The organism is Microbacterium paraoxydans (assembly GCF_019056515.1).
Lineage (GTDB): Bacteria > Actinomycetota > Actinomycetes > Actinomycetales > Microbacteriaceae > Microbacterium.
Genome location: NZ_CP064873.1, coordinates 186,289 through 200,843, shown reverse-complemented (window position 1 = coordinate 200,843; position 14,555 = coordinate 186,289). Strand labels below are relative to the sequence as shown.

At 70.1% G+C, this 14,555-nt stretch carries 15 protein-coding genes; 10 read left to right on the top strand and 5 right to left on the bottom strand.

Annotated elements, in window-relative coordinates:
* Nucleotides 1-7: 7 nt before the first annotated feature.
* The 3 genes from IZR02_RS00990 to IZR02_RS00980 all read right to left on the bottom strand — a co-directional run bounded on the left by IZR02_RS00990 (nt 8) and on the right by IZR02_RS00980 (nt 3,124).
* On the bottom strand, nt 8-913 hold the full coding sequence (locus IZR02_RS00990; protein ID WP_025104151.1) for a carbohydrate ABC transporter permease: 906 nt from the start codon (nt 911-913) through the stop codon (nt 8-10).
* Nucleotides 910-1,815: a carbohydrate ABC transporter permease gene (locus tag IZR02_RS00985; RefSeq protein ID WP_025104152.1), complete on the bottom strand. Its 906-nt coding sequence runs from the start codon at nt 1,813-1,815 to the stop codon at nt 910-912. Before IZR02_RS00985 ends, IZR02_RS00990 begins: the two co-directional genes overlap by 4 nt.
* Nucleotides 1,816-1,882: 67 nt before the next feature.
* Entirely contained in the window at nt 1,883-3,124 is a 1,242-nt protein-coding gene (locus tag IZR02_RS00980; RefSeq protein WP_025104153.1) for an ABC transporter substrate-binding protein, read from the bottom strand.
* Nucleotides 3,125-3,310: 186 nt separating this feature from the next.
* Between IZR02_RS00980 and IZR02_RS00975 the strand changes: the two genes are divergently transcribed.
* The 10 genes from IZR02_RS00975 (at nt 3,311) to IZR02_RS00930 (ending at nt 13,956) form a co-directional block, all read left to right on the top strand.
* Nucleotides 3,311-4,480, top strand: a complete 1,170-nt coding sequence (locus IZR02_RS00975; protein WP_025104154.1) for an ROK family protein — start codon at nt 3,311-3,313, stop codon at nt 4,478-4,480.
* Nucleotides 4,477-5,496, top strand: coding sequence for a Gfo/Idh/MocA family protein (locus IZR02_RS00970; RefSeq protein ID WP_025104155.1), 1,020 nt, complete (start codon nt 4,477-4,479; stop codon nt 5,494-5,496). Before IZR02_RS00975 ends, IZR02_RS00970 begins: the two co-directional genes overlap by 4 nt.
* Nucleotides 5,493-6,515 (top strand): Gfo/Idh/MocA family protein, encoded by a 1,023-nt coding sequence (locus IZR02_RS00965; RefSeq protein ID WP_025104156.1) that lies wholly within the window; start codon nt 5,493-5,495, stop codon nt 6,513-6,515. Before IZR02_RS00970 ends, IZR02_RS00965 begins: the two co-directional genes overlap by 4 nt.
* A gap of 273 nt (nt 6,516-6,788) precedes the next feature.
* Entirely contained in the window at nt 6,789-7,583 is a 795-nt protein-coding gene (locus IZR02_RS00960; RefSeq protein ID WP_025104157.1) for an SDR family NAD(P)-dependent oxidoreductase, read from the top strand.
* 289 nt (nt 7,584-7,872) lie between these two features.
* On the top strand, nt 7,873-8,874 hold the full coding sequence (gene corA, locus IZR02_RS00955; protein WP_025104158.1) for a magnesium/cobalt transporter CorA: 1,002 nt from the start codon (nt 7,873-7,875) through the stop codon (nt 8,872-8,874).
* Between the two features lie 123 nt (nt 8,875-8,997).
* A complete protein-coding gene (locus IZR02_RS00950; RefSeq protein WP_025104159.1) occupies nt 8,998-9,525 on the top strand; it encodes a hypothetical protein in 528 nt (175 codons plus the stop codon).
* 166 nt (nt 9,526-9,691) lie between these two features.
* Nucleotides 9,692-10,429 carry an SGNH/GDSL hydrolase family protein gene (locus IZR02_RS00945; protein WP_025104160.1) on the top strand — a complete coding sequence of 246 codons (738 nt, stop codon included), beginning with the start codon at nt 9,692-9,694 and terminating at the stop codon, nt 10,427-10,429.
* Nucleotides 10,430-10,527: 98 nt separating this feature from the next.
* Nucleotides 10,528-11,268 carry a peptidase E gene (locus tag IZR02_RS00940; RefSeq protein ID WP_217316541.1) on the top strand — a complete coding sequence of 247 codons (741 nt, stop codon included), beginning with the start codon at nt 10,528-10,530 and terminating at the stop codon, nt 11,266-11,268.
* A complete protein-coding gene (locus IZR02_RS00935; protein WP_025104162.1) occupies nt 11,265-12,620 on the top strand; it encodes an anaerobic C4-dicarboxylate transporter family protein in 1,356 nt (451 codons plus the stop codon). Before IZR02_RS00940 ends, IZR02_RS00935 begins: the two co-directional genes overlap by 4 nt.
* A 1-nt stretch (nt 12,621) precedes the next feature.
* Nucleotides 12,622-13,956, top strand: coding sequence for a threonine/serine ThrE exporter family protein (locus IZR02_RS00930; RefSeq protein ID WP_025104163.1), 1,335 nt, complete (start codon nt 12,622-12,624; stop codon nt 13,954-13,956).
* Here IZR02_RS00930 and IZR02_RS00925 read toward each other — a convergent pair.
* Complete coding sequence (locus tag IZR02_RS00925) at nt 13,953-14,207, bottom strand: type II toxin-antitoxin system RelE family toxin (RefSeq protein WP_025104164.1); 255 nt, start codon at nt 14,205-14,207, stop codon at nt 13,953-13,955. The two genes, IZR02_RS00930 and IZR02_RS00925, sit on opposite strands and share 4 nt — an antisense overlap.
* On the bottom strand, nt 14,204-14,467 hold the full coding sequence (locus IZR02_RS00920; RefSeq protein WP_025104165.1) for a type II toxin-antitoxin system Phd/YefM family antitoxin: 264 nt from the start codon (nt 14,465-14,467) through the stop codon (nt 14,204-14,206). Before IZR02_RS00920 ends, IZR02_RS00925 begins: the two co-directional genes overlap by 4 nt.
* Nucleotides 14,468-14,555 lie beyond the last annotated feature (88 nt).

Sequence of the window (14,555 nt, the reverse complement as noted above, 5' to 3'; positions counted from 1 at the left end):
CTTCTTCTCAGCCCTTGATCCCGGTGCCGGTGACGCCCTCCTGCACGTACCGCTGAGCGATGAGGTACGCGAGGAAGATCGGCAGCAGCGCCACGACGGAGCCGGCGAGCATGGTGCTGAGCGGCACATCCTGCTGCTGCAGCGACGAGATGCCCACGGTGAGGGTGAACATCGAGTTGGACTTGGCGATGATGAGCGGCCAGAGGAAGTCGTTCCAGTGCCAGAGGAAGACGAAGATCCCGAGCGTCGCGAGGATCGGCTTGCACAGCGGCAGCACGATCCGCAGGAAGATGCGGAACTCGCCGGCCCCGTCGATGCGGGCGGCCTCGAAGAGCTCGTCGGGAAGGCCCTGGATGAACTGGCGCATGAGGAAGACCGCCTGCGCGTTCGCGAGCGTCGGCAGGATGAGGCCCCAGTAGGTGTCGATGCCGCCGAGGTTCGCCATGAGGATGAACGTCGGGATCAGCGTCACGTGGAACGGCACCATGACCATCGCCAGGAACGACCAGAACATGACCTCCTTGCCGCGGAAGCGCTTCTTGGCGAAGGCGTATCCGGCGAGCGCGGAGAGGAACAGCACCGCCACGACCGACACGAGCGAGTAGACGAGCGTGTTGAACAGCCAGACGAGGATGTTCTGCCCGGCGAGCACCTGCTCGTACGCCTCGAACGAGATGTCGTTCCAGGGGAGCAGCGAGCCGGGGAGCTCGACGAGCATGCCCGGCTTCAGGCTCAGCACGACCATGGCGTAGAAGGGGAAGAAGCTGAGGATGCCGGCGATGCTCAGCCAGATCCAGCGGACGGCGACACCCCAGCCGGTCGGCTCGAGCGCGCGGAACGAACGGCGCTTCCGCGCGGCGGGACGGGTCGCGGGCGGCGTCGTCTGCGTCGGCGGCTGCAGGAGGGCGGTCATTTCTGCTTTCCGATCACGAGGCGCTGGATGAGGGCGACCACGAGGGTCATGAGGAACAGGGCCACGCCCACCGCGGCCGCGTAGCCGTAGTCGAAGTAGCGGAAGCCCTGGTCGTAGAGCATGTAGACGAGGGAGTAGCTGGCATTCGCCGGCCCTCCCTGGGTCATCACGTAGATGACGTCGAAGACCTGGAAGGCGGCCGTCGTCTCGATCACCGCGAGGAAGAAGAAGGTCGGGCGCAGGTGCGGGAGGATGATCCACCGGAAGCGCTGCCAGGCGTTCGCGCCGTCGACCAGCGCCGCCTCCTCCAGCTCGCGCGGCACGTCCTGCAGGGCGGCGATGAGGATCATCATCCCGTAGCCGAACCGGGACCACACGCCCACGACGACGATCGCCGGGATCACGAGCACGGTGCTGCCGAGCCAGGAGCCGCCGAGGCCGAGTGGGGCCATCAGCGCGGACCAGGGACCGTTGGCGGAGAAGATCCAGACGAAGATCGAGCCGGCCAGCACGAGCGAGGTGATGACGGGGAGGAAGAAGATCGAGCGGAAGAACCGGGCGCCGCGGAAGGCCCGGCGCACGCCGAGGGCCATGATCGTCGACAGCACGAGCGCGATCGGCACCGCGAAGACCGTGTAGATGAGGGTGGTCCCCAGCGCCCGCCAGAACAGCGGGTCGGCGACGAGGCGCTGGAAGTGGTCGAGGCCGCGCCAGGCGATCTCGCCGGAGATGTCGTAGTCGAAGAAGCTCAGCGCCACACCCGCGATGCTCGGGCCGAAGCGGAAGGCGATGAACAGCAGGAAGGCGGGGAGCACGAACAGGAACGCGACGCGCGCTTCCCGTCGGGCGAGCACCCGGGCGACCCGTCCTGCGGGCTTCGGCGCCGTGGTGGCCGTCGTCATTGTCGATTCCTCACGTGGGGGGCGGGAGAGAGGGGGCGTGCGGCGGGTACCCGCACGCCCCCGGGTGTCACTTCTGCAGCAGCGGGGCTGCGGCGGCCGCGGCGTCCTTCAGGGCGTCGGCCGGGGACTTCTGGCCGAGCAGGGCGGCCTGGATCTCCGGCGAGAGCACGCCCATGAGCGCACGGGAGCTGGCGTCGAGCTCGCCCACCGTGGTGTCGGGGACGTACTTCTCGACCTCACCGAGGAGCGGGTCGTCGGCGTACAGCGGCTCGGTGGTGCTGAGCGCGGAGAAGTAGCCGGCGGCCTTGAGATACGGCTCGACGACGTCGGCGCCGGTCGCGAACTCGGCGAACGCGGCTGCGGCCTCGGGGGCCTTCGAGCCCTTGAGCACGGACAGCGAGCCGACGGTGCCGTAGGCCACGGACTCCTTGTCGGTCAGCGGCGCGAGGACCTTGACGTTCTCCTCGCCCCAGAACGGCGCGACCTCGGTCACGGCGTTGTTCCAGGTGCAGGCGACCTTGCCCTGAGCGATGGCGGTCTGCTCCAGCGGGACGTTGGTGGTGAGGGCCTCCGGGTCGAGCGCGCCCTCCTCGGCCAGATCGGTCAGGAAGGTGAGCGCCTCTTCGCCGGCCTTGCTGTCGAAGCCGACCTCGCCGTCCTCGGTGTAGACCTCGCCGCCGGCCTGCCAGAGCAGCGGGTAGTAGGTGAGGTTGAGGGTGTTCTCGGCCGACGCCGGGTAGTTGAGGGCGTACATGCCCTTGTCGATGAACGCCGGAGCCATATCGGCGATGTCGTCCCACGTCTCCGGGTACTCGGTCACCCCGGCCGCCTCGAACGCGGCCGCGTTGCAGATGAGCGGCTGCGCGCTGGTGAGGATCGGGGCGCCGAGGATGTCGCCGCCGAGCGTGACCGACTCCTTGACGTTGGGGAGCAGGTCGCCCTGGCGCTCCTCGCTGAGCAGGTCGTTCAGCGGGGCGATCGACTTCTGGTACGCCGCGAGCTGGTCGGGGATGAGGTAGACGACGTCCGGTCCCTTGCCGGCGGCGATCGCCGTCTGCAGGGCCTCGTCACGGTTCGCCCACGGGAAGATCTCGTACTTCACGTTGACGTTCTCGTTCTCCTTCTCGAACGCCTCGATGGTCGAGTCCCAGAAGTCCTTGTGCACCGCCTCGTCGGCGATGACGGGGTAGAGCCAGACCGTGATGTCCTGCTCGCCCTCTGCGGTGTTGCCTCCGCCGGCCGAACATCCGGCCAACAGGGTGGCGGCCGCGACTCCCGCGACGACGCCGGTGATCTTGCTGACGCGCATGGTGCTCCTTTGCGTAAACCGTGCTGAGTACGGTTCATTATGACATTGGCTTTGGATAATTCGTCAAGCACAAGTTCTCAGAGCCTTGTTTCGGCCGTGTTTCTCGGCCGTGAACAACAATCCCCGATCTGAGAATCGGGTGTGCTAATTTGATCGCACCAACGGCGGAGACGAAGGAGGGACCCGATGGGCGCGACCAGTCCGCTCTCGATCGTGGCGCGGTCCGCACTCCGGCTGCGCGACGCCGGACCGGCGACGGTCAGCGACCTCTCCCGGTCACTCGAGGTCTCCCGCACCTCCGTCGAGAACGCCGTGGCGGTGCTCTCCGACTCCGGCCTCCTCGTCGACGCCCCGGCGCAGGTCGGCGGAGGCGCCGGTCGGCCCGCCCGCCGCTACTCGTTCCACGCCGCCGCCGGTGTGGTGGTGGGCGTGGACGTCGGCGTCGCGAGCGTGCGGGTCGTCGTCGCGGACCTCGCGGGGGTGGTCATCGCTCAGCGCACCTTCCCCGGCGTCGCGGAGCAGCCCGACGGCCCGGCCAAGCTCGCCGCCGTGATCGACGACGTGCGACGCACGCTCGCCCGGCTCTCGCTGCCGCGCACCGGTCTGCGGGCGATCGGCGTCTCCCTGCCCGGCATCGTCGACGACGACGGACGGGTCACCACCTCGGTCGTCATCCCGGAGTGGTCCGGCATCGACATCGGCTCGCAGCTGCGCCAGGCGTTCGGCTGCCCCGTGGCGGTCGACAACGGTGTGCGGCTCGCGGCCGTCGCGGAGCATCACCTCGGCGTCGCGCAGCTCGTCGACGACGTGATCTATCTCTCGGTCGGCAACCGCATCGCCATGGGCCTCATCCTCGGCGGCCGCCCCCGGCGCGGCATCCACAACGCGGCGGGAGACATCGGCCGCCTCGCGTTCCGGGGCCTGAACACCGAGACCGGTCAGATCTCGTGGCGCACCGCCCCGACCGCCGCCGAGGTGTTCGCCCTGGCGCGCAGCGGAGAGCAGGCCGCCCGGGAGGAGCTCTACGGCTTCATCGACGAGCTCGCCCATGGGATCGCGACGCTGATCATGACGGTCGATCCGGCCATGGTCGTCATCGGCGGCGGACTCTCGGCCGCGCACGAGCAGCTGCTCGACCCCCTGCGCGCCGCTCTGCCCGGCCACCTCGGTCTGCCGTTCCAGGTGCCCGTCGCGGAGGCGCGGCTGGGAGCGGAAGCCGCCGCCCACGGCGCCGTCGTGCATGCATTCCAGCGGCATCCGGGCGACATCTACGGCATCGAGGACATGCCCGCCCCACCGATCACCCCCCTGCCGCACGACCCCGCGGCCGGCGACGACCCCGAGGAGAAGCAGTGAGCACGTTGAAGGTCGGACTCATCGGCGCGGGCGGGATCTCCCGCGTGCACGCCGACGCCTGGCGGGCGCTCGGCGTGCAGGGCTTCGTCACCTCGAAGGAGGGCGCGGAGGAGATCGCCGCCGAGTACGGCTTCGAGGTCGTGGCCGACGTCGACGCGCTCCTGGAGCAGGTCGACGTCGTCGACATCGTCACGCCGAGCAGCACCCACGCCGACTTCGCCCTTCGGGCCATCGCCCGCGGGGTCGACGTGATCTGCGAGAAGCCGCTCGCCGCGACCGCGGAGGCCGCCGCCGAGGTGACCGCGGCCGCAGCCGCCGCGGGAGTGCGGCTGTTCCCCGCCCACGTCGTGCGCTACATGGGGGAGTACGGCCGGATCAAGGCCGGCATCGACGCCGGGCAGATCGGCACCCCCGCCGTGCAGCGCTTCCGTCGCCTGGGCGCCGCGCCGCAGGCCCCCTGGTTCTTCTCGGAGCGGGCGGGCGGCGGCGTCATCCGCGACCTCATGATCCACGACATCGATCAGGCGCTGTGGTTCGCCGGCCCGGTCGACAGCGTCTACGCCGTGCAGAACCCGCCGACGGTCGACGACCGCGTGCCCGCCCCGGTCACGGCGCATGTCGTGCTCACCCACCGCAACGGGGTCATCAGCCACGTGCACGCGAGCTGGGTGCAGCCCGGCATGCCGTTCCGCACGAGCGTCGAGGTCGCCGGTTCCGAGGGGCGCCTGCGCTACGACAGCGCCGAGGACCACACGCTGCGCACCGACGCCGTGCTCGTCGAGGGCGCGACCGACTACCTCCCGCCGATGTCGCCGGAGGAGAGCCCGTACTACGCGGAGATCGCCGACTTCGTGGCTGCCATCGCGGAGGGACGCGAGGCCGTCGTCACCCCGGAGGACGGCATCCAGGCGGTCGCGGTCGCCGAGGCCGCCTACGCCTCGATCGCCTCCGGAGCCCCGGTCGCCCTCCCCGCTTCGTCCCCCGCCGTCGCCGTCGCCGAGGAGGCCACCCGATGACCGCTCCCCGCCCGCTGCGGATCGCCGTGCTGTCCTTCGCGCACACGCACGCCCTCAGCTACGTGCACGCGCTGCAGCAGATGCCCGGTGTCGAGCTGATCGCCGCCGACCCCGACGGCGCCTCTGCCCCGGACGACGCTCCGCGCGGTGCCACCCTGGCCGCGGAACTCGGGGTGGCCTATGTGGAGACCTACGACGAGGCCTTCGCCTGGGGTCCGGACGCGGTCGTGGTGGCCGCCGAGAACTCCCGTCACCGCGCCCTCGTCGAGCAGGCTGCCACGGCCGGCGTGCACGTGCTGTGCGAGAAGCCGCTGGCGACGACGGTCGAGGACGCGATCGCGATGCGCGACGCCTGCGACCGGGCGGGCGTGCTGCTCATGGTGGCGTACCCGGTGCGCTTCTCTCCCGCGGTGCGCGATGCCGTCGCCGAGCTGCGCAGCGGACGCCTCGGGAAGATCCTCGGCGTCACCGGCATCAACAACGGCAAGCTCCCGCAGGACCGGGCCTGGTTCACCGATCCCGCGCTCGCCGGCGGCGGTGCCCTGGTCGACCACGTCGTGCACTGCGCCGACCTCCTCGACGAGCTCCTGGGCGAGCGGGCGCAGACCGTCCGCGGGGTGTCGAACAGCATCCTGCACGGGGAGCGCGACCTCGCGGTCGAGACCGGCGGCCTCGTGACGATCCAGTACCCGAGCGGGGTGATCGCCACGATCGACTGCTCGTGGAGCTGGCCGCTGAGCTCGCCGACCTGGGGCGGCCTCACCCTCGAGGTCGTGGCCGAGCGCGGGACCGTGACCGTGAGCCCCTTCGCGAAGGGCGTGGCCGGACACGATGCCCACGGCGAGACCTGGACCCCGGTCGGGGCCGACCTCGACGCCCTGCTGCTCGAGGAGTTCGTGCAGGCCGTGCGCGCGGGCCGTCAGCCTCAGCCCGACGCCGGTGTCGGCATCCGGACCGTCGAGATCGTGAAGGCCGCGCAGGAGTCCGCGTCCCGCGCCGGCACCCCCATCCCCCTCTGACCCCCGCCCCGTCCCTCGCGGGATCGAAAACGCTCCCCTTCCGGTCTCCCCCGGCACCTTTCCCGTCCCGCACCCTTCTCCGCGCCCCGAGTTCCCCCTCGCGGGATCGAAAACGCTCCCCGCTCCGCCTCCTCAGGAACGTTTCCCGTCCCGCACGGAGACGGTGCGCGCATGCCGGAGTCCCAGCCCCTCCCGTCCCGGAGGGAGCGCGCGGGCATGAAACCGGCGCTGCGGGCGTTGCACCGGAGGCCGCAGCGACACGGAGGAGACAACATGCGCATCGACCTCGCCGGGAAGACCGCCCTCGTCACGGGTTCCACCCAGGGCATCGGGCTCGCCATCGCCACGACCCTCGCCGACGCGGGCGCACGGGTCGCCGTCAACGGCCGGAACCCCGAGACCGTGTCGTCGGTCGTCGCCGCACTGCAGGAGGAGAATCCGGACCGGAACCTCGTCCCTGCTCCGGGCGACGTCACCACGGAAGACGGCGCCGCCCGCGTGCTCGCCGCCACCGGAGACGTCGACATCCTCGTCAACAACCTCGGCATCTTCGGGGCCACCCCCGCGCTCGACATCTCCGACGACGAGTGGCGCCGGTACTTCGAGGTGAACGTGCTCGCCGCCGTCCGGCTCATCCGCGCGACCCTGCCCGGCATGACGGAGCGCGGCTGGGGTCGGGTGCTCGACATCGCCAGCGACTCCGCGGTCGTGATCCCCGCAGAGATGATCCACTACGGGATGTCGAAGACCGCGCTGCTCGCCGTGTCCCGGGGCTTCGCGAAGGAGGCGGCCGGCACGGGGGTGACCGTGAACTCGGTGCTCGCGGGGCCGACCCACACCGGCGGCGTGGAGGACTTCGTGTACTCGCTCGTGGACCCGGAGCTGCCGTGGGAGGAGGCGCAGCGCGAGTTCATGCGCGTGCACCGCCCCCAGTCCCTGCTGCAGCGGCTCATCGAACCGGAGGAGATCGCGAACATGGTCGCGTACCTCGCGTCCCCTCTCGCCTCGGCGACGACGGGTGCCGCCGTCCGGGTCGATGGCGGCTACATCGACGCGATCGTCCCCTGACCTTTCGAATCGCGCACATGGCGGCATCTGCGGCCGGAATGGGGCCATTCGGGCGATTCGAAACGGAGGAGTAAGCTGGCCCCCGGAGAAGCACGGAAAGGCGGTGATGGCGATGTCCGACGATAGTAACGACGCCGCCCTCGCTGCGTCGCGCTTCCCCGCGCCCACGCGTTGAGCTCCTGCTCCGCGTGCGCGCCTCTCGCCTCGCAGTCATCGGCGGCGTCTCCCGCCCCCTGACGAATCCGCACGGACCCTCGCATCCGTGCGCCCGCGAGAACGGAGCCGCATCATGGCGCTCATCGACAACGGCGTGTACGTCCACGGACGTCGCGTGGAGACCCCGAAGAACCTGGACGAGACCTACCGGATGCTGGATGCCGCCGGCGGGATCGCGTGGATCGGCCTGTACCGGCCGAGTCCCGAAGAGGTCGCTTCCGTCGCCCGCGAGTTCGACCTGCATCCGCTCGCCGTCGAGGACGCGCTCTCGGGGCATCAGCGCTCGAAGGTGGAGCGCTACGGCGACACCCTCTTCGCCGTGCTGCGCCCCGCCCGCTACCGCGACAAGGAGGAGTCGATCGAGTTCGGGGAGCTGCACCTGTTCATCGGCCCCGACTTCGTGGTGACGATCCGCCACGCGGAGTCGCCGAACCTCGCCGCGGTCCGCCGCCGGATGGAGGCGAACCCGGAGCTGCTCGCGATGGGACCGGAGGCGGTCTTCTACGCGATCCTCGACGAGGTCGTGGACGAGTACGAGCCCGTGGTGGCGGGCCTGGAGAACGACATCGACGAGATCGAGGACCAGCTCTTCGGCGACAGCGACGACGACGCCCTCTCCCGCCGCATCTACGAGCTCTCCCGCGAGGTCATCAACTTCCAGCGCGCGGTGCACCCGCTGAGCGGCATGCTGGAATGGCTGCGCCGCGGATCGGAGAAGTACCGCATCGACGAGGAGCTGCAGCGCTCCCTCCGCGACGTGCTCGACCACACGATCCGCGTGAACGAGCGGGTCGACTCGTTCCGCGCGATCCTCGAGAACGCCCTGACGGTGCAGTCGGCGCTGGTCGCCCGGCGGCACTCGGAGGCGGGGCTCGCCCAGAACGACGAGATCAAGAAGATCTCCTCGTGGGCGGCCATCATCTTCGCGCCCACGCTCGTCGGCACGGTCTACGGCATGAACTTCGACGTGATGCCCGAGCTGCACTGGGCGTTCGGGTATCCGATGGCGATCGGGGCGATGGCCGCGTTCGCGGTCGGGCTCTATGGGGTGTTCAAGTACAAGAGGTGGCTCTGACGCGCAGGCGGTCACGGGGAACGCCGGAACGCGGCCGGTCTGCGGGCACGGAGCGCGCCCAGGAGCTCCCTCCGGCGTGAAGAACCAGGGCCCACGGCGGGCGAGATGCGCGAGACTGGAAGCATGGCGCTCGATCTCCTCCTGTCCCGCATCGTCGAGAGCGGTCTGCTCGAAGACCCCGTCTCCGAGAACGGTCTCGTCTACGGCCGGGCGAGCCTGGATGCGGCCGGCACCGTAGTGAACGTGAACGTCGACCCCGAGTTGGAGGGCGATGAGACCGCGGAGGACCTGGATCCCGACGAGCTCGTCGCGGCCATCGCGCGCGTGCTCTCGATGAGCGAGAAGCGCTGGCGGGCGATCGTCGAGGAGGTCGCGCTCGACATCGAGGACGCGGTGGAGGACGAGCCCGTCGTCGAACAGATCGACCTGCGGGACGACCTCGAGGCCACCTCGGTCGTCGTGTTCGCGGATGCCGTGCTGCTCGCGTTCGTCGCCCCCAAGCAGTTCCCGGAGTCGCGCATCCTCGTGCAGCTCGACGAGGAGCTGGAGGTCGACGGCATCGAGGTGCGCGAGCCCGACGGCACCGAGGTCATCGACGTCGACACGCTCGACGAGCTGATGGACCTCATCAGTCGCGCCGACCGGGACTGACCCGCCGGAACAGGCATTCACCGGGCAACAGGCCACGCCAGCGGTAACTGCCTGACCTCGCGCGAGCGCCTGAGACCCACGCCCCGCGGCAAACAGGACGGAGACGGCGCCGGGGCATTACGCTCCCGCGCGAAGCAGAAGGCGGGCGACGGATAAGCTCTGAGGCGTGCCGATCGCCGCTTCCGCCTCCCCCGCCACCGCCTCCGACGACCTGGGCCGCCTCGCCGCCGCCCTCCGCGACCCCGCACCGTTGAACTGGATTATCACCGGCGACTCGATCACCCATGGCCTGGTGCACACCCAGGGCGGGCGCAGCTACCCGGAGCACCTCCACGAGCTGATCAGGGGCGAGCTCGAGCGCGTCCGCGACATCGTCCTCAACACCGCGATCAGCGGCAACCGGATCGTCGACATCCTCGACGACTGGGAGCGTCGGGTCGCCGGCTGGCAGCCGGACGTGGTCACCCTCATGGTCGGCACCAACGACGCCTCGGACGGCGGGCCGCGACCGGTCATCTCGCCGGACGACTACGCCGCCTCCCTCCACGACTTCGTGCGCCGGGTGCGCGGGCTCGGCGCCATCCCGGTGCTCCAGACGCCGCCCGCCATCGACGTCCGCAATGCGCCGGAGCGGGCGCGGATCGCCGACTTCGCCGAGGCGGTCCGCCAGGTCGCGGCCGCGGAGGACGTGATCCTCGTCGACCAGCACGCGCACTTCGCGGAGCTCGGGAACGGCGGCGTGCCGTGGGGCCTCATGAACGACCCGTTCCACCCCAGCGCGGTCGGCCACGCCGCTCTCGCCCTCGAGCTCGCCCGCGTCCTCGGCATCGCGCCGCAGGGTCCGCGCGCCCGCACGGCCGCCCTCCTCGAAGGCCTGGTCGGCACGGCCCGCGTCTTCGGCTGAGAGGCCGGCATTTCACCCGCCCCGGGTGACCGCTCTGGACGGCGGTGACGGCGCGACGCTAGGTTGAGCGCATTCACATCCGACAGTGAGGTGGGGGCATGTCGCACGTCGTCGCAACCGGGGCCGGCAAGGCCATGATGGAACGTCGGAACGATCCGACGCACGAGTACATCCTGAAGCTCACCGGCAAGGAGCGGCCCCGGGTCCTCTTCGTCGGCACCGCCACGGGCGACGACACCGCCTACATCGTGAGCTTCTACTCCACGTACGACTCCGACAGATGCGCGCCGCACCACCTGCCGCTGTTCCACCGCGCGGTCGACGACCTCGCCGGCTTCGTGAAGGGCTTCGACGTCATCCACGTCGGCGGCGGGAACACCGCCAACATGCTCGACGTGTGGAAGCGTCAGTGCCTCGACGAGATCATGCGCGAGATGTGGGAGGACCCCTCCTCGAACGTGGTGTTCACCGGCGGCAGCGCGGGCGGCATCTGCTGGTTCGAGGGCGGCACGACCGACAGCTACGGGCCCACGCTGCAGGTGCTCCCGGAGGGCCTGGGCTTCCTGCACGGCAGCTTCTGCCCGCACTACGACGCGGAGGACCAGCGCCGGCCCCTCTTCCACGCCTCGCTCCTCAGCGGTGAGCTGTCCACCGGCTATGCGGTGGGCAACCTCCAGTCGCTGCACTTCGAGAACGGCGAGTTCGTCACCGCGGTCAGCCCGGTCGAGAACCCGCTGGCGCTGAAGGTCGAGGCGGTCGACGGGGCGATCGTCGAGACCGAGCTGCCGGTGGAGGTCCTCACCGGATCGGCGCCGATCGTGAAGGGGCCGTCGTCGTGAACGACAGCGTCTGGATCCTCGTCGCCGAGCTCATCGTCGTCGTCCTGGCGATCTTCATGGGCACCCGCACGAGCGGGATCGGCCTGGGCGTGTGGGGCCTCGTCGGCGTCGCGGTGCTCGTGTTCGTGTTCGGGGAAGCCCCCGGCAACGCCCCGGTCGACGCCGTGTTCATCGTCATCACGGTCATCACCGCGGCCTCGACCATGCAGGCCGCTGGCGGTATCGACTGGATGGTGTCGGTGGCCGCCAAGGTCATCCGCAAACGCCCGAAGTCCGTCGTCTTCCTCGCGCCGGCGATGTCGTTCCTCTTCACGGTCGGCGCGGGCACCGGCAACATCTTCTATCCGCTGCTGCCGGTGATCTACGACGTCTCGTACCAGCAGAAGATCCGGCCGGAGCGGGCACTGTCGGTCTCGGCCGTCGCCTCGCAGGTCGGCATCCTGTGCTCTCCGGTCTCCGCGGCCACCGCATCGATGGTCGTGCTGCTCGCACCGCAGGGCGTCGATCTCGGCGGCCTGCTCCTCATCATGTGGCCGGCCTCGATCGCCGGCCTGCTCGTCGCCGCGCTGGTCATGATGCGCCACGGCAAGGACCTCGAGGACGACCCGGAGTACCAGAAGCGCCTGGCGGAGGGACAGATCAAGCCGCCCGTGGTCGACGCGCACGAGAACAAGCTCCCGGCGACCGCCGTGCTCTCGGCCTCGCTGTTCCTCGCCGGCGTCGCGGTGATCGTCTTCTTCGGCCTGTTCGAGAACCTCCGTCCGGTCATCGGCACCGACGACGACGGCGATCCGCTGCGCCTGAGCGTCACCGTGATCATCGAGGTCGTCATGGGCATCATCGCCGCACTGATCTTCGTGTTCTGCAAGGTGAAGGCCGCCGACGTGCCGAAGCAGTCCACCTTCCCCGCGGGCATCGTCGGCGCCATCGCCCTGTTCGGCATCGCCTGGCTCGCGAACACGTTCGTCGCCGCGAACCAGACCCTCATCGTCGACGGACTCGGCTCTGTGGTCTCCGGATCCTCCGCCTTCCTCGGAGCGCTGCTGTTCGCGCTGGCGCTGTTCGCGGTCGCCATGCTCACGACCAGCCAATCGAGCGCCACGAACGCGATCGTCCCGATCGGCATCACGATCGGGCTGCCCGCCTCGCTGCTGGTGGGGCTGTGGCCGGCGGCGATGGGCATCTACACGCTGCCCGCCAACGGCAGCCAGGTGGCCACGGTCGCGTTCGACCAGACCGGGACGACGAAGATGGGCAAGTTCGTCCTGGACCACTCGTTCCAGCTGCCGAACCTCGTCTACGTCGGCACGGCCATCGTCGTCGGGGTGGCGCTGTCGTTCCTGTTCTGGTGACATGACCGACGTCGTCGACCGTTCGGCGCTGCGGCAGTTCCTGCTGGGGCTGGCCCAGGGGATGAACGCGTCGGCGGAGTCCGTCGACCGCATCCGGGACACGATCGCCGAGGTCGCCACGGCGTCGGGCGGAGACGGCGCCGACTTCGTCGTCCTGCCCACCATCATCATCGTGGAGACGGGGGACGCGGAGGAGCAGCGGGTCGCCTTCCGCTCGGCCACGAACGCCTCGTTCCGCTTCGATCAGATCGCCGCGCTGTACGACCTCATCGCGCAGGCGAAGACCGGCGACGTGGACCCGCTGGACGGCATCCGGCGGCTCAACGAGATCGGTGCGATGCGTCCGCGCCTCGGCTGGTTCACCCGGACGCTGGGCCATGCCATCCTCACGACCGGCCTGGCCCTCCTGCTCGCACCGACCTGGCAGGGCGCCCTCGTCGCCTTCGTGCTCGGATTCGGGATCGGCCTGCTCAAACTCGTGCGCTCTCCCACCCTGCAGCTCGTCATGCCCATCGCCGCGGCCTTCGTGTGCGCGGCTGCGGTGTTCCTGCTCGCGGAGGTCATCGAGATCGGCGACCCGATCCGCCTCCTGATCGCCCCGCTGGTCACCTTCCTCCCCGGTGGCGTGCTGACCACGGCGACGGTCGAGCTCGCGGCCGGGCAGATGATCTCCGGTGCATCCCGCCTCATCTACGGGTTCGTGCAGCTCGCGCTCCTCGCCTTCGGCATCCTCGCCGCCGGCGCCGTGGTGGGCGTCTCGAGCGATTCGTACGAGGCTCTCGACGCCTCCTCCTCGTACCTCCCCTGGTGGGTGCCGCTGCTCGGCATCCTCGTGTTCGCACTCGGCAACTACCTGCACTTCTCCTCCCCGCCGTCCACGTTCGGGTGGGTGCTGCTCGCCCTGGTCGTCGCGTACCTCGGCCAGTGGGCGGGAACCGAGTTCATCGACCCGGCGGTCGGCGGCTTCGTCGGCGCGGTCGCCGTCACGCCGGTCGTGTTCTGGATCGCCGGGCTGCGTCACGGAGCCCCGTCGCAGCTGACGTTCCTCCCGGCCTTCTGGCTGCTGGTGCCAGGCGCCGCCGGGCTGGTGGGGCTCACCGAGGCGGTCGCGACCGACAACGGCCTCGCCGACTTCACCGCGGCCCTGGTGTCGGTCATGTCGATCGCGCTCGGCGTGCTCATCGGCACGGCGCTCTATCGCGTCGTGCACCATGGCGCGGAGGAGTTCGTCCAGTTCGCCGTCGCCCCGCCTCCCGCCGAGGACGAGGAGCCCGCACCGACGCTGTGGCACCGCCTGTCTGCTCCGCTGCGCCGCTTGCGCCGCCGCGATCGCTAGCGATAGACCTCGCGACGGTGGCCGGCGTGCACGACGACGACCGTCAGGATCCCGTCCTCGATCCGGTAGAGCACCCGGTAGTCACCCGTCCGCACCCGCCACTCCGGTCGGCCGGTGAGCCTGCGTGCCGCGGGGGGCCGCGGGTCTTCGGAGAGGAGCTCGATGACGGCCTGGATACGTCGCCTCGCCTCGGGAGGGAGCTTGCGGATCGCCCGCACGGCGACAGGCAGGACCTGGACGTCGTAGGTCACGGCACGAGCCCGAGGTCCCGCTTCACCTCCTCCCACGGGATCGGCGTCTCGTCGAGTCGCGCGGTCTCGTCCCAGGCGGCATCGACCGCGCGGATGTCGGCCAGCTCCTCCGCATCTTCGAGGAGTCGCTCCAGCAGGCTGGCATCGACGACAGCCGCCACCGGGAGGTTTCGTCGGGTGAGGTAAACGGGCTCGTCACGCGCCTCGTCGATGATGGACGCCAGCCGCGCCCGGGCTTCCGTGATCGCGATCTCGCTCATGAGTACATGATAGTGCGAAACGTACAAAACAGCGCGGTAAGGACGATCGCACACGGGCGACGGGCCCCGCGCCGCGGAGGCGACGCGG

Coding starts and splice junctions, on each gene's coding strand:
- IZR02_RS00990 (WP_025104151.1), bottom strand. CDS start 913: ATGACCGCCCTCCTGCAGCCGCCGACGCAGACGACGCCGCCCGCGACC.
- IZR02_RS00985 (WP_025104152.1), bottom strand. CDS start 1,815: ATGACGACGGCCACCACGGCGCCGAAGCCCGCAGGACGGGTCGCCCGG.
- IZR02_RS00980 (WP_025104153.1), bottom strand. CDS start 3,124: ATGCGCGTCAGCAAGATCACCGGCGTCGTCGCGGGAGTCGCGGCCGCC.
- IZR02_RS00975 (WP_025104154.1), top strand. CDS start 3,311: ATGGGCGCGACCAGTCCGCTCTCGATCGTGGCGCGGTCCGCACTCCGG.
- IZR02_RS00965 (WP_025104156.1), top strand. CDS start 5,493: ATGACCGCTCCCCGCCCGCTGCGGATCGCCGTGCTGTCCTTCGCGCAC.
- IZR02_RS00960 (WP_025104157.1), top strand. CDS start 6,789: ATGCGCATCGACCTCGCCGGGAAGACCGCCCTCGTCACGGGTTCCACC.
- corA (WP_025104158.1), top strand. CDS start 7,873: ATGGCGCTCATCGACAACGGCGTGTACGTCCACGGACGTCGCGTGGAG.
- IZR02_RS00950 (WP_025104159.1), top strand. CDS start 8,998: ATGGCGCTCGATCTCCTCCTGTCCCGCATCGTCGAGAGCGGTCTGCTC.
- IZR02_RS00940 (WP_217316541.1), top strand. CDS start 10,528: ATGTCGCACGTCGTCGCAACCGGGGCCGGCAAGGCCATGATGGAACGT.
- IZR02_RS00930 (WP_025104163.1), top strand. CDS start 12,622: ATGACCGACGTCGTCGACCGTTCGGCGCTGCGGCAGTTCCTGCTGGGG.
- IZR02_RS00920 (WP_025104165.1), bottom strand. CDS start 14,467: ATGAGCGAGATCGCGATCACGGAAGCCCGGGCGCGGCTGGCGTCCATC.